Below are 15,598 nucleotides of genomic sequence, written 5' to 3'. Positions count from 1 at the left end.
ACGAGGACGAGGACAGGTGAGTCTCCGTCCTACTCCGGTGGCGTGGCGGCCCGGCGGCGCCTTGGCCATCATCTGACCGCGCGCCCGCCAGGCGTTTACGCGTCAGCCGACGATGGGCGCCCCGTGCAACGTGACACCGGCGGAGTCGAACTCGGCCACGGCCGCGTCAGAGGTCGCCCGCGACACCCCGGCCGTGAGGTCGAGCAGCACCCGCACGGCCAGCCCGTTCTTGACGGCGTCGAGCGCGGTGGCCCGGACGCAGTAGTCGGTGGCGATGCCGACCACGTCGACCTCGTGCACCTTGCGCTCGTAGAGCCAGATGCCGAGGCTCACCCCCTCACCGGAGAACCCCTCGAAGCCGCTGTAGGCCGCCGAGTCGGCGCCCTTGCTGAACACCTCCTCCACCGCGCCGAGGTCGAACGCCGGGTGGAAGTCGGCGCCCGGTGTGCCCGCGACGCAGTGCGGGGGCCAGCTGGTCACGTAGTCGGGCTGGTCGGAGAAGTGGTGGCCGGGATCGACGTGGTAGTCGCGGGTCGCCACCACGTGGCCGTAGTCGTGCGCCGCCACATGCCGGGTGATCGCGGCCGCCACCTCTGATCCGCCCGTCACGGCGAGGCTGCCGCCCTCGCAGAAGTCGTTCTGAACGTCGACGATGATCAGCGCGGTGCCCATACGCAGCACGATACGTCAGGCGAACTCGGTCGGGACCGCCGCGTAGCCGCGCGCGAGGTGCAACGCGTCGAGGGGGAGCAGCGCGACCGCCTCGGCGTGACGCTCGCGGGCGGCGGAGAGCGGCTCCGCGCCGACGGTCCGGCCGTCGCGCACCAGCTCGCGCAGCAGCGGGATGCCGTCCTCCGGCACCGCGTCCGACGTGGTGATCAGCTCGGTCTCGGCCCGTCCGGCCTGGTCGAGCAGCCGGTACGCGCGCTTGCGGCCGCCGCGCGACGGCTTGCCGACCGAGCGCTTGGCGACGGGCTCCATCCGGCCTCCGGCGGTCTCGCGGGCCACCATCTTGTAGACCAGCGCGGCCGTGGGCACGCCCGACCCGGTCACCAGCGAGGTGCCCACGCCGTAGCCGTCGACGGGGGCCGCGGCCAGGGCCGCGATGGCGTACTCGTCGAGGTCGGAGGTGACCAGGATGCGGGTGTCGAAGGCGCCGACCGCGTCGAGCTGCTCGCGCACCTCCTGCGCGGCGGCGCCGAGGTCGCCCGAGTCGATGCGGACCGCGCCCAGCTTGGCGCCGACCAGCTCGACCGCCGTGCGGACCGCCTCGGCCACGTCGTAGGTGTCGACCAGCAGCGTGGTGCCGGGACCGAGCGAGGCGACCTGGGCCTCGAACGCGGCCTTCTCGGAGTCGTGCAGCAACGTGAACGCGTGCGCCGCCGTACCGGCCGTGGGGATGCCGTAGAGGTGGCCGGCCATCAGATTGGACGTGGAGGTGAAACCGGCGAGGTGGGCGGCGCGGGCGGCGGCGACGGCGGCCCGCTCGTGGGTGCGGCGCGAGCCCATCTCGATGAGCGGGCGCCCGCCCGCCGCGTTGCGCATCCGGGAGGCGGCCGAGGCGATCGCGCAGTCGTGGTTGAGGATCGACAGGATCAACGTCTCCAGCAGCACGGCCTCGGCGAACGTGCCCTCCACCACCATGATCGGGGAGGCGGGGAAGTAGAGATCGCCCTCGGCGTAGCCGTGAATGTCGCCGGAGAACCGGTAGTCGGCGAGGTAGGCCAGGGTGGATTCGTCGACCACCTGGTTGTCCCGCAGAAAAGTAAGCTCTTCGTCACCAAATCGAAATCGTTCCAGCTCGTCGAGCACGCGCCCGGTGCCGGCCACGACGCCGTACCGCCTGCCACCGGGGAGATGCCGGGCGAACACCTCGAAGACCGCACGCCTGGAGGCGGCGCCGCTGCGCAGCGCGGCCTGCAACATTGTCAGCTCATAGTGATCTGTGAGCAACGCAGTGCTCATGGTCGTCGTCACGACTCGAAGACTACGGCCGAGGTAGGGCAGGATGGGGGATGTGGGTAGCACCGCTCCAATCGCCGTCGAGCGTCCGTCAACGGACGTCCGGCCCGATCTGCCATGGGTGACGATCGTCTGGAATGACCCGGTCAACCTCATGTCCTACGTGACCTTCGTCTTCCAGACCGTCTTCGGCTACACCCGCGAAAAGGCCGAGAAGCTGATGATGGACGTCCACCACAAGGGCAAGGCCGTGGTGTCCAGCGGCACCCGTGAAGAGATGGAACGCGATGTGCAGATTCTGCACTCCTACGGCCTGTGGGCGACGCTCCAGCCGGATTCGGTCAAGTGAGGCGGCACGGGTGAGTTCCGGATTCTCTTCAGGTCGCGGCGGGGCCGTCGTCGCCGACTTCGAGGCGGCGGAGGTCTCGATCCTGCGCTCGCTCGTCACGCAGGTGCTCGGGCTCGTGGCGCCGGGCGAGACGGGTGACGATCCGCTTGAGCGCGCGCTCGGCATCGGCGCCGTGGGCGGCAAGGCGCCCGACGACCCGGTGCTGGCGCGGCTGTTCCCCTCGGCCTACCAGGACGCCGACGAGTCGGCGGAGTTCCGCCGCTACACCGAGGCGACACTGCGCGACGGCAAGCGCGCCGACGCGCAGACCATGCTCGACACCGCCCGGCCAGGGCGCAGCGAGCTCACTCCGGAGCAGGCCCAGGCGTGGCTGCGCTCCCTCAACGACGTGCGGCTGGCGCTCGGCACCAAGCTGGAGGTGACCGAGGAGATCCACGACGAGATCGCGATGATGTCCGAGGACGACCCCCGCTACCCGGCCTACGTGACCTACGACTGGCTGACCTACCTCCAGGACACCCTGGTCCGGGCCCTCTGGTAGCTTCCGGGGCATGCTGACGATCCCGCAGGAACTCGTGGACAAGATCGTTGCCCATGCGCGGGCCGACCACCCCGATGAGGCGTGTGGTGTGATCGCCGGACGAGACGGTGTCCCGGAGCGGTTCATCCCGATGGCCAACGCCGAGCGTTCGCCCACCTTCTACCGCTTCGACTCGATGGAGCAGTTCCGCGTCTGGCGCGAGATGGACGAGCGCGACGAGGAACCCGTGGTGATCTATCACTCCCACACGGCCACCGAGGCCTACCCGTCGCGCACCGACGTGGCCTACGCCTCCGAGCCGAACGCCCACTACGTGCTCGTCTCGACCCGTGACGAGGACGAGGTGGAGTTCCGCTCCTACCGGATCGTGGACGGCGAGATCACGGAGGAAGAGGTAGGGTTTGTCCCATGATGGTCCGGCCTGTGCAGAGTTATCGCTTCGCGCACACTCCGGCTGTCGTCCTCTACGACTGTCGTTGAGCTGGAATTTCTTATCCAGCCGTCGGTGTTGCCGCCGATGGACGACGACCTGATCCGAGGAGACTGACCGCGATGGCCATCGAGGTTCGCATTCCGACCATCCTGCGTAACTACACCGACGGCGCCAAGGCCGTCGACGCCGAGGGCGCCACCCTCGACGAGCTCATCAGCAACCTGGAGTCCCGCCACCCGGGTCTCAAGGAGCGTCTCGTCGAGCAGGGCACCCTGCGCCGTTTCGTCAACGTCTACGTCAACGACGAGGACGTCCGGTTCCTCGGCGGGCTCGGCACGCCGGTGTCCGACGGCGACACGGTGACCGTTCTGCCAGCCGTCGCCGGCGGCTGACATGCGTTTCGACTCACTGATCGACTCTGTCGGGCGCACCCCGCTCGTCGGTCTTCCCCGGCTCTCGCCCTCCGCTGACGTGCGGGTCTGGGCCAAGCTGGAGGACCGCAACCCGACCGGGTCGGTCAAGGACCGGCCCGCGCTGTGGATGATCGAGGCGGCCGAGAAGGACGGGCTGCTCACGCCCGGTTGCACGATCCTCGAACCGACCAGCGGCAACACCGGCATCTCACTGGCCATGTCGGCCAAGCTCAAGGGCTACCGGCTCATCTGCGTGATGCCGGAGAACACCTCCGAGGAGCGGCGCCAGCTGCTGCGCATGTGGGGCGCCGAGATCATCTCCTCGCCCGCCGCCGGCGGCTCCAACGAGGCCGTCCGGGTGGCCAAGGAGCTGGCCGCCGAGAACCCGTCCTGGGTGATGCTCTACCAGTACGGCAACCCGGCCAACTGGCGCTCCCACTACGAGACGACCGGGCCGGAGATCCTCGAGGACCTGCCGGGCGTGACCCACTTCGTCGCCGGTCTCGGCACGACGGGCACCCTCATGGGCGTCGGGAGGTTCCTGCGCGAGCGGGTGCCCGGCGTGCGCATCGTGGCCGCCGAGCCGCGCTACGGGGAGCTCGTCTACGGCCTGCGCAACGTGGACGAGGGCTTCATCCCCGAGCTCTACGACGAGTCCGTGCTGACCACGCGCTTCTCGGTCGGCTCCGCCGACGCGCTGCGCCGCACCCGCGAGCTGCTGTCGGCCGAGGGCATCTTCGCGGGCGTCTCCACCGGGGCCGCGCTGCACGCCGCCCTGGGCGAGGCCCGCAAGGAGGTCAAGGCGGGGGAGCGGGCCGACATCGTCTTCGTCGTGGCCGACGGCGGGTGGAAATACCTGTCCACCGGGGCCTACGAGGGCACCCTGGACGAGGCCGAGGAGCGGCTCGAAGGCCAGCTCTGGGCTTAGGGCGGCCGGTGAGAGACCGGCCGCCCGTTTCGTGTGTCAGGACATCAGTTGAACAGCACCCGCAGCGAGAACGTGCCCTCGGTGTCGGTCTGCTTGCCGCTGAGGCCGATGGCGCGCAGGACCTGCGCGTTGGCCTTCTCGTCGCCCTTCATGCTCTCCAGGTAGTACTTCTCCACCTTGTCCAGGTCGACGAACAGGGCGAAGGTCGCCGATTCGGCGTCGGGGACGGCCGTGGTGAAGGTCTCGTTCTCGCCCAGCGTGCCCTCGGCGGACAGCTGCTTGGCGTACTCGTCGGACGTGGCCAGGGTGAACGTGCCGTCACCCGCGACCTTCGCGATCTGCGGCGCGGCCTGGCCGCTGGACGCCATCGCCTGCTGGACCTTGTCGAAGACGGCCTGAGCCTTGGCCGGGTCGGTGACGATGCGGACGCCGCCCTTGACCTGGTCGCTGTCCAGGCCCTCGCTGTCGATCGCGACCGTCAGGTTCTTGCCCAGGAAGGTGGCCAGGTCGTCGGGCAGCTGCAGGCCGTACGTCTGCTTGGCCTGATCCACGAACTGCTTGAACTCCGCGCCGCCGGCGGAGGCGGCCGACTGCTCGATCTCCGCCCACTGCTTGGTGATGATCTGGTCGAGGCCCGAGATGGACAACGCGCCCGCGGTGGTGGCCGGCAGCGTGCTCAGGTTGGCGCTCTGCGGGTCGCCATCGGTGAGGCCCTCCAGGCCGCGGACCGCGCCGGCCAGCTCGACGTAGGCGCTGTCGAAGCGGAGCGCGCCCGTGAACCGGGCGTTCTTGACCTGGCCCAGCATCTTGGTCTGATCCGCCGTCATCCCGCTCTTGGCCAGCTCCCCGAGCTTGCCCAGGTGCCCCCAGAAGGACAGGATTCCCTGCTCGCCGAGGGCGTCCAGGTCATCGCTGAAGTCGCTGTTGTCGGCGAGGCTGCCCTCGGCGATGGCGTACTTGTCGGCCTCCGCCTGGGTGGCGGCGAGCAGCGCGTAGTCGTCGCGGAAGGCGACCCCGATCTTCTCCCCGCTCATCAGCTTGGCGATGCCCGCCTTGGCCAGCGCCTCGTCCTTGACCTGGACGGCGACGGCGACACCTGGTTCCTTGGCGCCCGCCGCCGGAGGCAGCACGGCCATACCGATCCTGCTGCCCAGCCAGGGGTCGACGTCCTTGGCGAAGTCGATGTCGGCGACGCTCTTGTCGCTCTTCTTGATCGCCTCGAACAGCGCCTGGCGCGGGTCCTCGCCGGAGAACGAGTCCTTGGTGACGGCGAACTTCCTGGCCAACTGGAACAACGCCACCTTCTGGTTGGCCGCCGGGTCCAGGTCGAACCGGACGTAGGCAACCGCGGCGGCCGGCAGCACCTCGTGCGGCTGGGTGCCGCCACCGCCGATCGCGCCCACGGCCCAGACGGCACCGCCGCCGAGCAAGACCACGGCGAGCGCGGCCGCGATGGCCATGATCCAGCTCTTGCGGCCCTTCTTCGGCGGGTCGGCGGGGCCGAAGCCCTCCGGGCCCTGCTGCTGCCAACCGGCCTGCGCGTACGGGTCCTGCTGGCCGTACTGCGGTTGCTGCCCGAAGTGCGCCTGCTGTGCGTACGGGGCCTGCTGCGCATAGGGGTCCTGCTGGGTGGGCGGCTGCTGGCCATAGCCCTGCTGCTGCCCGTAATTCTGCGGCTGGCCGTAACCCTGCTGCTGGCCGTAACCCTGCTGCTGCCCGTAACCCTGCTGCTGGCTGTGGCCTTGCTGCCCATAGCCTTGCTGGCCGTGGCCCTGCTGCTCGTGCGGCTGCTGGCCGTACGGCTGCCGGTCGTAGCCGGCCTGCTGCTGGAAGGCGGCCTGCCCGTGGTCGGGCTGGCCGTAGGACGCCTGCTGCCCGTACGGGTCCTGCTGGCCCGAGGACGCCTGCTGCCCGTACGGGTCCTGCTGGCCCGAGGACGCCTGCTGCCCGTACTGCGGCTGCTGGCCATAGGGCTGCTGCGGCGGGTACGGCTGGTTCGGTGAATGCGGCGTCGTCGGCGGGGTCGAGGGCTCCTGGTCCGGGTTCCAACGGTATGCCGTGGTCCGGTCAGGATCCTGGCCGCTAGGGGGATTATTCGCAGACATCACTCAACTCACAATGTGGACTTATGACCACAGTGAAGGTAGCTGATGTTGCTAGATAGGCGCTTGCAATGTGCTGAAGTCAGGATTCATGCCCGAGTGAGCTCTTTACGTCCTGCGCTGAGGTGGACCTCGCCCTCGTCGTACTCCTCTACGGCAGACCAGGGCACGAACGTGCATCCCGCGTAGATCAGGCGCGCGACCAGCCCTGACAGCCGGCCCCGGCGTCCAGGACGGTCACGGGTCAGGCCGAGCATGATCGGCCTCCGGCTGGCCGAGACCATGAGGCCCTGGACGGTCTGGCTGCGTTGCAGCTCGCCGCGGTGACGCACCACGCGGATGTCGACGACGTGACCGATCCAGATTCCGTCCACGTCCCACACCGACTGCCCGATGAGTTCGGAGACACTTGCCATGCTCGAACTGTCCCATCCCGAGTGCATTTTCCCAGGTAGGCGCGCTGATGGACGGATGCCGTAGAGTATGGGGCTACTAGAATAAAGTTCGGATTCAAAGGCAGGGCGGATGACGAAGTTCGACGAGGCCACGCAGGCGATCCGGGTGGACGAGAGCACCTATGACGTCTGCCTCGATCCCGGATACGCGATCGGCGGCCCGCTCAACGGTGGATACCTGATGGCCGTCATCCTGCGCGCGGTGGTGGACTCCTCGCCGTTCGAGCACCCTGTGAGCACCACCTCGCAGTTTCACCGGTCGCCGGCGGCCGGCCCCGCGCGGGTCGTGGTCGAGCAGCTCAAGGCGGGCCGGACCGTGGCCTTCACCAGGGCGACGCTCGTCCAGGACGGCGTGGCGCAGATCGAGAGCCTGGTCACCACGGCCACACTCGGCGACGCCGAGCCCGCGTACGCCGACAAAGCGGGATATGTCATGCCGCCCCCCGAGGAGTGCGTGAAGCTACCCGACCCCAGGCCCGAGTCCAACATGACGCTCAACGCCCGCATGGAGATGCGCTTCGACCCGCCCACCGTCGGCTGGCTGAAGGGCGAGCCGACTGGGCGCCCCGAGTCGCGCGCCTACTTCAGGCTGACCGAGCCCCAGGACCCCGACCCCTACGTGCTGGCCCTCGCGGTCGACGCGCTGCCGCCCGTGGTGTTCTCGGCCGGCGCCCGTGGCTGGGCGCCGACCGTCGACCTGACCTGGCACCTGCGGGCGCTGCCGGCCCCCGGCTGGCTCACGCTGATCGGCGGCGGCCGGCTCATCTCCGACGGCTGGTTCGACGAGGACGTCGAGGTCTGGGACTCGGCGGGGCGGCTCGTCGCGCAGTCACGCCAGTTGGCTCGCGTGGGACGCGGATGACACGAACGAGCACTGTGAGCATTCTTACGCAGTGAGAATCCCGCAGGTCGCCTACCCTCTGAAGGGTGCCGGACGCGAGCATTGGGATCTTCGACAGCGGGGTGGGCGGCCTGACGGTCGCCAGAGCGATCATTGATCAGCTGCCTCATGAGTCCATCACCTACGTGGCCGATACCGCCCGCCAGCCGTACGGCCCCAGACGCCTCGCCGAGGTGCGCGCCTACGCGCTGGAGGTGATGGACCACCTCGTCGAGCACGACGTCAAGATGCTGGTGATCGCGTGCAACAGCGCCAGTGCCGCCGTGTTGCGCGACGCCCGCGAGCGTTACGACGTGCCGGTCGTCGAGGTGATCCAGCCGGCCACCCGGCGCGCGGTGCGCGCCACCCGCACCGGCAGGGTCGGCGTGATCGCGACCAGGGCCACCATCCACTCGATGGCCTACCACGACGCCTTCACCGCCGCTCCCGACGTCCGGCTCACCGGCGTGGCCGCCCCACGCCTGGTGGAGTACGTCGAACGAGGGGAGACGGCGAGCGAGGAGCTCATCGAGGTCGTACGCGAATACCTCCGGCCCGTCCAGGAGGCCGAGTGCGACACGCTCATCCTCGGCTGCACCCACTACCCGCTGCTCACCGGCGCCATCTCCTACGTGGCCGGCGACGGGGTCACTCTGGTCTCCAGCGCCGACGAGACGGCCAAGGACGTCTATCGGATCCTCCACGACCGCGACCTGGCGGCAGGAAGTGAGGCCACCCCCCGGCACCGCTTCCGCGCCACTGGCGATTCCACCCTGTTCGCCCAGCTCGGACGCCGCTTCCTGGGCCCGGAGATCGATGCGGTCGAAGTCACACCGGTGGGGGGTACTACCTCTAACGGAGGCCCACATGAAGGTGACCATCATCGGCTGCTCGGGGAGCTTCCCCGGTCCTGACAGCCCCGCGTCCTGCTACCTGATCGAGGCCGAGGGCTTCCGGCTGCTGCTGGATCTCGGCACAGGAGCGCTGGGCGCGCTCCAACGGCACATCGGCCTCTACGACATCGACGCCATCTGCCTGTCCCACCTGCACGCCGACCACTGCCTCGATCTGTGCGGCTATCACGTGGTGCGTACGTACGGGCCGGGCGCACCACACCCCAGGGTGCCGGTGCACGCGCCGGCCGACGCGCCGCGCCGGTTGGCCGCCGCCTACGGCATGCCGGACGAGCCGGGCCTGGAGACCGCCTTCGACTTCACCCGGCTGGAGCCGGGGACGTTCGGGATCGGGCCGTTCACCGTGACCGCCGGGCTGGTCAACCATCCGGTCGAGGCGTACGGGTTCCGCGTCTCCCACGGCGGCAGGAGCGTCGCCTACTCAGGTGACACGGGCGAGTCGGCCGAGTTGGTGAAGCTGGCCGAGGACGCCGACCTGTTCCTGTGCGAGGCGTCGTTCGTCGACCAGCCGGACCTGCCCACCGGCCTGCACCTGACGGGCCGCCAGGCCGCCGAGCACGCCGCCAAGGCCGCCGCCGGCCGGCTCGTGCTCACCCATCTCGTGCCCTGGAACGACCAGTCCCGGGTCCTCGACGAGGCCTGTTGCGGCTCCTACGGCGGCCCGATCGAGCTGGCCAGAAGCGGCGCCGTCTACGACTTGGGCTGAAGTTGCGTGAAGTCGCGCAACCGCGGCAACGGCGAGAAAAGCAGCGGCACGAACGAGATCAGCCTGCCGCCCATGAACACCCAGAGCGCCTGCCGCACCCCGATCTGCTGGGCCACCAGGCCACCGAGCAGCGCCCCCAGCGGCATCGTGCTCCAGACGACGAATCTCACCGTCGCGTTGACCCTGCCGAGCATGTGCTCCGGGGCGACCGTCTGCCGGTAGGTCAGCTGGCCCACGTTGTAGATGATCGCGCCCCAGGACAGCGCGATCGAGGTGATGCTGAAGAACGACATCCGCCAGTCGGCCTGCGTCATCGGCAGCAACAAGCCGAAGGGAGACGTCACGGAGATGGCCAGCCAGGTCACCCGGGCCGTGCCGTACCTCTTGAACAGCCAGCCGCCGGTGAGGCCGCCCAGCAGGCCGCCCACCGCGCCCGACATGAGCAGCACACCGATCACCCCGGGCGGTAATCGCACCACCTCGGCCAGGAACAGCACCGACAGCCCGAGCACGGCGCTGAGGCAGAGGTTGGTGCCGGCGGTCGTGACGGTGATCGCGCGTAACAGCCGGTCCTCCCAGACGAACGCCAGCCCCTCACGGATGCCGCGCCACATGCCCGGACGCTCCTCGGCGGGCGGCGCCAGGCGGTCGGGCGTCCTGATCGAGCCGAGCAGGAGGGCCGAGCCGAGCGAGGTCAGGGCCGTGGCCAGGATGGTGACGGGCGCGCCGAGCAACTGCACCAGCAAGCCACCCACGCTGGGACCCGCCAGGGAGCCGCCCGCCCGGACGAACTCCAGCTTGGAGTTGCCGTTGCCGAGGTCGTCCTTGCTCACCAGCTCGGGCAGGTAGGTCTGGTCGGCGACGTCGTTGAAGACCTGGGCCGCACCCACCAGCAGCGCCACCGTGAACATCATCCAGATCGACAGCAGCCCCAGCGTGTACGCCAGCGGGATGCTCGCCAGCAGCAGCCCTCTAGCCAGGTCGGCGGCCACCATCACGCGCCGCCTGCGCATCCGGTCGACCCAGACGCCGGCGGGCAGGCCGATCACCAGGAAGGCCACCGTCTGCAGCGCGGACAGCAGGCCCACCTCCAGCGCGCCGGCGTGCAGGACGAGCACGGCGACCAGAGGAAGCGCCACACGTGAGATATTGCCCCCGAGTTCGTTGGCCACGTGCGAGCCGAGAAATCTGCGGAAATCAGGGCTCCGCAACACCCCCGTTGTCATTGCGTAAGGATCCATGTGTCGGACTCGATCGGTCAAGAGTGTGGCGATGCGGAGATAGGGTGATCTGCATGTCTCGACAGGATGGCCGTGGCCCTGACCAGCTTCGCCCGATCACCATCACCAGGCAGTGGATCACCCATGCGGAGGGCTCGGTCCTGGTGGAGTTCGGCGGCACCAGGGTGCTCTGTGCCGCCTCCGTCCAGGACAGCGTGCCGCGCTGGCGCCGAGGCAGCGGCCAGGGCTGGGTGACGGCCGAGTACGCGATGCTGCCGCGCGCCACCAACACGCGCAACGACCGCGAGTCGGTCCGCGGCAAGATCGGCGGCCGCACGCACGAGATCTCCCGGCTGATCGGCCGCTCGCTGCGGGCCTGCGTCGACTACAAGGCCCTCGGCGAAAACTCCGTTCTGCTCGACTGCGACGTCCTGCAGGCCGACGGCGGCACCCGGACCGCCGCCATCACCGGCGCCTACGTCGCCCTGGCCGACGCCATCGCATGGATGCGCGAGCGCAAAATGTGCCCGGGCGACCCGCTCGTCGGCTCCGTGGCGGCCGTGTCGGTCGGCGTGGTCGGCGCGGTGCCGATGCTCGACCTCTGCTACACCGAGGACGTCGCGGCCGAGACCGACATGAACGTCGTCATGACCGGCACGGGCAGCTTCGTCGAGGTGCAGGGCACCGCCGAGGGCGCGCCGTTCGACCGGGGCGCGCTCGACCAGCTGCTCGACCTCGCCGTGGCCGGCTGCGAGGAGCTGACGCTGATCCAGCAGGAGGCGCTGGGCCGGTGAAGATCGTGCTGGCGACCCGCAACCCGGGCAAGATCGCTGAGCTGCGGCGCATCCTGTCGGAGTTCGCCGACCTCCAGGTCGTCGGCCTCGACGCGTTCCCCGCCATCGCTGACGTCGCCGAGACCGGCGTCACGTTCGAGGCGAACGCCCTGCTCAAGGCGCACGCCGTGGCCCAGCAGTCGGGGCTGCCCGCGGTCGCCGACGACTCCGGCCTCTGCGTCGACGTGCTGGGCGGGATGCCTGGAGTGTTCTCGGCCCGCTGGTCGGGGCGCCACGGCGACGACCAGGCCAATCTGGAGCTGCTGCTCCGGCAGGTCTCCGACGTGCCCGCCGACCTGCTGACCGCCCGCTTCACCTGCGCCGCCGCGCTCGCGCTGCCCTCGGGGGAGTCGCGCGTGGTCGAAGGCGTCCTGCCGGGACGCCTCGTCACCACGCCGCGTGGCAGCAACGGGTTCGGCTACGACCCGATCTTCGTGCCCGAGGGCGAGACCCGCACCACGGCCGAGTTCGCGCCCGAGGAGAAAGACGCGATCAGCCACCGTGGCCGTGCCTTCCGGGCGATGGCGCCGATCGTCCGCGATCTCCTGGCTCCCTCGTAACCACCGCGTAAGAACCCCATCGCCCACGCGGGCGTAGCGTCGACACGTGCAGAGGAAACACGTGGTGCCCGGTTGGGCCGGCGCGCTCGCGGGGTTGGTCGCAGGGGGCGTCGCCCTCGGAGTGGCCCAACTCGTCGCGGGGGTCGTGGGGCCCAGGACGTTCCCGGTCGTGGCCGTCGGCGATGTGGCGGTCGACCTGGCGCCACCGCCCGTCAAGAACTTCGCGATCGAGACCTTCGGCGAGAACGACAAGGCCGTCCTCATCGGCGGAGTGCTCGTGGTGCTCGCCCTCGTGGCCGCCGCGATCGGGATCCTGGCCTGCCGCCGGCTCGTCCTCGGGTACCTGGGGCTGGCCGCGTTCGGGGTGGTGGGCGTGCTGGCCGTGCTCACCCGGCCCGATGGCCGCCCGCTCGACGTGCTGCCGACCGTGGTGGGCGTTCTCGCCGGCGCGTGGGCCCTTCGGTGGCTGGTCCGCCGCATCACCATCCCGTCGGACCGGGCCGTTCCGTCGGGTCAGGCTGTTCCGGGGGAGCGGGGGGAGTCGTCGCGGGGGGCGGCGGGGGTGGAGTGGCCGGCGGTGATGCGGGCCGAGGGCGAGCCGCTCGTCTTCGACCGGCGTCGTCTGCTGACCGGTGCGGCGGGTGGCGTGGTGATCGCGGGGGCGGCCACGGTGCTCGGCCGGGAACTGGCGGGGCGGCGGATGGTCGACTCCGCCCGGATCGCGGTGCGGCTGCCCGCCCCCGCCACGCCCGCCAGGCCGTTGCCTCCGGGAGTGGATTTCGGCATCAACGGCCTGTCACCGTTCGTCACGCCGAATCAGCGCTTCTACCGGGTCGACACCGCGCTCATCGTCCCCCAGGTCGATCCCGAGACGTGGACGCTGCGCATCCACGGCATGGTCGATCGCCCGATCGAGCTCACCTACGCCGACCTGCTCAAGAGGCCGCTCACCGAGGCCGACGTCACGCTGGCGTGCGTGTCCAACGAGGTCGGCGGCCCGTACGTGGGCAACGCCCGCTGGCTCGGCGTCCGGATGGCCGACCTGCTGCGCGAGGCCGGGATCCAGTCGGGGGCCGACATGCTGCTGTCCACCTCTGACGACGGCTTCACCTGCGGCACCCCGGTCGACGTGGTGACCGACGGTCGCGACGCGCTCTTCGCCATCGCGATGAACGGCGAGGCCCTCCCGGTCGACCACGGCTTCCCGGTGCGCCAGGTGGTGCCCGGACTGTACGGGTACGTCTCGGCCACCAAGTGGGTCGTGGACGTCAAGGTGACCCGGTTCGACCGGGACGAGGCCTACTGGACGCCGCGCGGCTGGGCCGCCCAGGCGCCGATCAAGACCGAGTCGCGCATCGACCTGCCCGGGGCCGGGGCGTCGCTGAAGCCCGGCCGCACCACGATCGCCGGGGTCGCCTGGGCGCAGCACACCGGGATCGACGCCGTGGAGGTGAGGGTCGACCGTGGTGTGTGGCAGCAGGCCAGGCTGGCCCAGGTGCCCGGCCCCGACACGTGGCGGCAGTGGGCGCTCGACTGGGACGCGCCCGTGGGCCGGCACACCATCGAGGTGCGTGCCACCGACGCCGCCGGGCGCACCCAGACCGAGCGGCAGGCTCCTCCGGCGCCCGACGGCGCCACCGGCTGGCACACCATCGACGTCAAGGTGGCCTGACGGTCGCCGTCCCGCCGGATGTCACCGTTCCCGGTGTTTGTGCTGGTACGGGCGATAGTTCAGGGCGGGGAACTTCCCTGACTGGCCCTCCTGGGCGGGGGCGAGGGCCATACGATCGGTCGTCGAGCATGACAGGAGGCAGGCCGTGTTGCGCGACCGCAAGCCGAACGTCCGGTGGGCCCTTCCCGAGGGCCGCTACGATCCCGTGGTCGGCGACGGGCTGCGCTGGCGCGACTACGAACGCGCCGCCGAACCGGAACCCCACGACCCGAACGCCCCCAGCGGTCCGAACGCTCCGGGCGGTTCGAACGCTCCGGGCGATCCGAACACATCCAGCGGTCCGAACGCTCCGGTGGGTTCGAATGCATCCAGCGATCCGAACTGTCCGAATGCATCCAGCAGTCCGAAAGCTCCGGTAGGCGCGAAAGCTCCGGTAGGTCCGAACGCCTCCGATGGTCCGAACGGTTCCGGTGGTCCGAACGGTTCTGGGGGTTCGGGGGGACAGGATGGTTCCGGCGGTTCTGATGGGTTCGGTTCTGGTGGTTCCGGGCGGCCGGGCCGTCCGGACGGGCCCGGGAGGTCCGGGCGCTCTTCCGCCGGTCCAGGTGAAGCCGCTGGGGAGGCGGCGCTGTCCGGGGTCGAGGTGCTCGCTGCTGCGGCGCCGGTGGTGAGTGACTGGTTCGACCGGCCGGATCGGCCGCCGCCGCTGGCCACGTGCCGGCCGTACGGCGTGCCCGGGGGGCTGGCGCAGCCGGACCCGCAGGTGGAGCAGGACCTTGTCGTCGCGGTGCCGCCAGGAGCGCGGTTTCCCGACCCTCGGGGCACCTGGGTCAGGCTGATCAACGGCGGCGGGCCGGCCGACGATCCGTTCCGGGCCTCCAACGCGGCCGACTGCGCCCTGGCCGTGCTGTCCACCTGGCACGGCGAGCCGGTCGCCGCCGCGCCCAGGCGGCCCGAGTACGACCGGATCGGCAGGCCGCTGGTCACCGGCGAGAGCGGCGGGACGGCACGGATCGAGCGGTGGGTCGGGCATCGCTTCACCTACGTCGGACAGGGGCGGCGCGCCTATCCCACGGTGGCGCGGCGGCTGGTGGAGGCCGGGCCCGGCGCCTCGGCCGTCATCGTGGTGCGCTGGCCCGGAGGCGGTTCGCACGCGTGGAACGCGGTCAACTCCGGTGGCGAGGTGATCTGGATCGACGCGCAGCGCGGCCACATGTCGGTCGAACCCCCGTACATCACGGTGACCGGCGTGTTCTGCGTCATCGTCGACAGGCAGGGCCGGCCCCGATGAACCACGACCAGGCCAGGGCGCTGGCGGAGGAGTACTTCAACGGCGCGCGACCGGTGGAGGACCCGGTTCCGGTGGGGATCTACGGGTTCGACGAGGGCTACGTCGCCTGGGTGCGCGAGCCCGATCCGGACGACCCGGCGACCCTCCCGAGCACGGCCGGCAGTGGCTGCATCGTGATCGACAAGGTCACGGGCGAGGTGGTGATCAGGCCGCTGCTCGATCCCGAGACGGTCGCCGAGCTGTGGCCCGGCCACACGCCGCGCTGATCAGGACCGGGCGTCGCCCCCATGGGACGCCCGGCCCTGCCCATGCGGGCCGTGAGGATGCAACTCGCCGCAG

19 protein-coding genes are annotated in these 15,598 nt (G+C 70.3%); 14 read left to right on the top strand and 5 right to left on the bottom strand.

Going from position 1 to position 15,598, the window contains the following annotated elements; genetic code table 11:
* Positions 1-102 precede the first annotated feature (102 nt).
* A complete protein-coding gene (locus AB0I38_RS22470) occupies positions 103-672 on the bottom strand; it encodes an isochorismatase family protein (RefSeq protein ID WP_358471110.1) in 570 nt (189 codons plus the stop codon).
* 15 nt (positions 673-687) lie between these two features.
* Entirely contained in the window at positions 688-1,965 is a 1,278-nt protein-coding gene (locus tag AB0I38_RS22465; RefSeq protein WP_436838768.1) for a nicotinate phosphoribosyltransferase, read from the bottom strand.
* A 52-nt stretch (positions 1,966-2,017) separates the two neighbouring features.
* Here AB0I38_RS22465 and clpS point away from each other — a divergent pair, with 52 nt between their 5' ends.
* The 5 genes from clpS (at position 2,018) to AB0I38_RS22440 (ending at position 4,626) form a co-directional block, all read left to right on the top strand.
* Positions 2,018-2,311 (top strand): ATP-dependent Clp protease adapter ClpS, encoded by a 294-nt coding sequence (clpS, locus tag AB0I38_RS22460; RefSeq protein WP_436838766.1) that lies wholly within the window; start codon positions 2,018-2,020, stop codon positions 2,309-2,311.
* Between the two features lie 10 nt (positions 2,312-2,321).
* Positions 2,322-2,852, top strand: a complete 531-nt coding sequence (locus AB0I38_RS22455; RefSeq protein WP_358471104.1) for a DUF2017 domain-containing protein — start codon at positions 2,322-2,324, stop codon at positions 2,850-2,852.
* A gap of 10 nt (positions 2,853-2,862) precedes the next feature.
* A complete protein-coding gene (locus AB0I38_RS22450) occupies positions 2,863-3,264 on the top strand; it encodes a M67 family metallopeptidase (RefSeq protein WP_358471102.1) in 402 nt (133 codons plus the stop codon).
* Between the two features lie 140 nt (positions 3,265-3,404).
* The gene (locus AB0I38_RS22445; protein ID WP_358471100.1) at positions 3,405-3,677 is read left to right on the top strand and encodes a MoaD/ThiS family protein; all 273 of its coding nucleotides are present in this window, start codon (positions 3,405-3,407) and stop codon (positions 3,675-3,677) included.
* A 1-nt stretch (position 3,678) separates the two neighbouring features.
* On the top strand, positions 3,679-4,626 hold the full coding sequence (locus AB0I38_RS22440; protein WP_358471098.1) for a PLP-dependent cysteine synthase family protein: 948 nt from the start codon (positions 3,679-3,681) through the stop codon (positions 4,624-4,626).
* 44 nt (positions 4,627-4,670) lie between these two features.
* Here AB0I38_RS22440 and AB0I38_RS22435 read toward each other — a convergent pair whose 3' ends face one another.
* A complete protein-coding gene (locus AB0I38_RS22435) occupies positions 4,671-6,086 on the bottom strand; it encodes a DUF3352 domain-containing protein (RefSeq protein WP_358471096.1) in 1,416 nt (471 codons plus the stop codon).
* 108 nt (positions 6,087-6,194) lie between these two features.
* On the opposite strand from AB0I38_RS22435, the gene AB0I38_RS22430 reads away from it, so the two are divergent.
* On the top strand, positions 6,195-6,629 hold the full coding sequence (locus tag AB0I38_RS22430; protein ID WP_358471094.1) for a hypothetical protein: 435 nt from the start codon (positions 6,195-6,197) through the stop codon (positions 6,627-6,629).
* A gap of 188 nt (positions 6,630-6,817) precedes the next feature.
* On the opposite strand, the gene AB0I38_RS22425 is transcribed toward AB0I38_RS22430, so the two are convergent.
* Complete coding sequence (locus AB0I38_RS22425; RefSeq protein ID WP_358471092.1) at positions 6,818-7,144, bottom strand: hypothetical protein; 327 nt, start codon at positions 7,142-7,144, stop codon at positions 6,818-6,820.
* A gap of 109 nt (positions 7,145-7,253) precedes the next feature.
* Here AB0I38_RS22425 and AB0I38_RS22420 point away from each other — a divergent pair, with 109 nt between their 5' ends.
* From AB0I38_RS22420 to AB0I38_RS22410, 3 genes are all read left to right on the top strand, one after another.
* Positions 7,254-8,045 (top strand): thioesterase family protein, encoded by a 792-nt coding sequence (locus AB0I38_RS22420; protein WP_358471090.1) that lies wholly within the window; start codon positions 7,254-7,256, stop codon positions 8,043-8,045.
* A 65-nt stretch (positions 8,046-8,110) separates the two neighbouring features.
* Positions 8,111-8,977: a glutamate racemase gene (gene murI / locus AB0I38_RS22415; protein ID WP_358471088.1), complete on the top strand. Its 867-nt coding sequence runs from the start codon at positions 8,111-8,113 to the stop codon at positions 8,975-8,977.
* On the top strand, positions 8,931-9,683 hold the full coding sequence (locus AB0I38_RS22410) for an MBL fold metallo-hydrolase (RefSeq protein WP_358471086.1): 753 nt from the start codon (positions 8,931-8,933) through the stop codon (positions 9,681-9,683). The genes murI and AB0I38_RS22410 overlap by 47 nt, the downstream gene beginning before the upstream one ends.
* On the opposite strand, the gene AB0I38_RS22405 is transcribed toward AB0I38_RS22410, so the two are convergent.
* Positions 9,668-10,909, bottom strand: a complete 1,242-nt coding sequence (locus AB0I38_RS22405) for an MFS transporter (RefSeq protein WP_358471084.1) — start codon at positions 10,907-10,909, stop codon at positions 9,668-9,670. The genes AB0I38_RS22410 and AB0I38_RS22405 overlap by 16 nt on opposite strands.
* Positions 10,910-10,977: 68 nt before the next feature.
* On the opposite strand from AB0I38_RS22405, the gene rph reads away from it, so the two are divergent.
* The 5 genes from rph to AB0I38_RS22380 all read left to right on the top strand — a co-directional run bounded on the left by rph (position 10,978) and on the right by AB0I38_RS22380 (position 15,525).
* Complete coding sequence (gene rph, locus AB0I38_RS22400) at positions 10,978-11,697, top strand: ribonuclease PH (RefSeq protein WP_358471082.1); 720 nt, start codon at positions 10,978-10,980, stop codon at positions 11,695-11,697.
* Positions 11,694-12,296 carry an RdgB/HAM1 family non-canonical purine NTP pyrophosphatase gene (gene rdgB / locus AB0I38_RS22395; RefSeq protein WP_358471080.1) on the top strand — a complete coding sequence of 201 codons (603 nt, stop codon included), beginning with the start codon at positions 11,694-11,696 and terminating at the stop codon, positions 12,294-12,296. Before rph ends, rdgB begins: the two co-directional genes overlap by 4 nt.
* Positions 12,297-12,342: 46 nt before the next feature.
* Entirely contained in the window at positions 12,343-13,968 is a 1,626-nt protein-coding gene (locus tag AB0I38_RS22390) for a molybdopterin-dependent oxidoreductase (RefSeq protein ID WP_358471076.1), read from the top strand.
* Between the two features lie 667 nt (positions 13,969-14,635).
* The gene (locus AB0I38_RS22385) at positions 14,636-15,259 is read left to right on the top strand and encodes a toxin glutamine deamidase domain-containing protein (protein ID WP_358471074.1); all 624 of its coding nucleotides are present in this window, start codon (positions 14,636-14,638) and stop codon (positions 15,257-15,259) included.
* Positions 15,256-15,525 (top strand): hypothetical protein, encoded by a 270-nt coding sequence (locus AB0I38_RS22380; RefSeq protein ID WP_358471072.1) that lies wholly within the window; start codon positions 15,256-15,258, stop codon positions 15,523-15,525. Before AB0I38_RS22385 ends, AB0I38_RS22380 begins: the two co-directional genes overlap by 4 nt.
* Positions 15,526-15,598 lie beyond the last annotated feature (73 nt).

Origin of the sequence: Nonomuraea cavernae (genome assembly GCF_040655715.1) — a bacterium.
In the GTDB taxonomy this organism is placed as follows: Bacteria; Actinomycetota; Actinomycetes; order Streptosporangiales; family Streptosporangiaceae; genus Nonomuraea; species Nonomuraea cavernae_A.
This window is presented reverse-complemented; position numbering and strand designations above follow the sequence as displayed.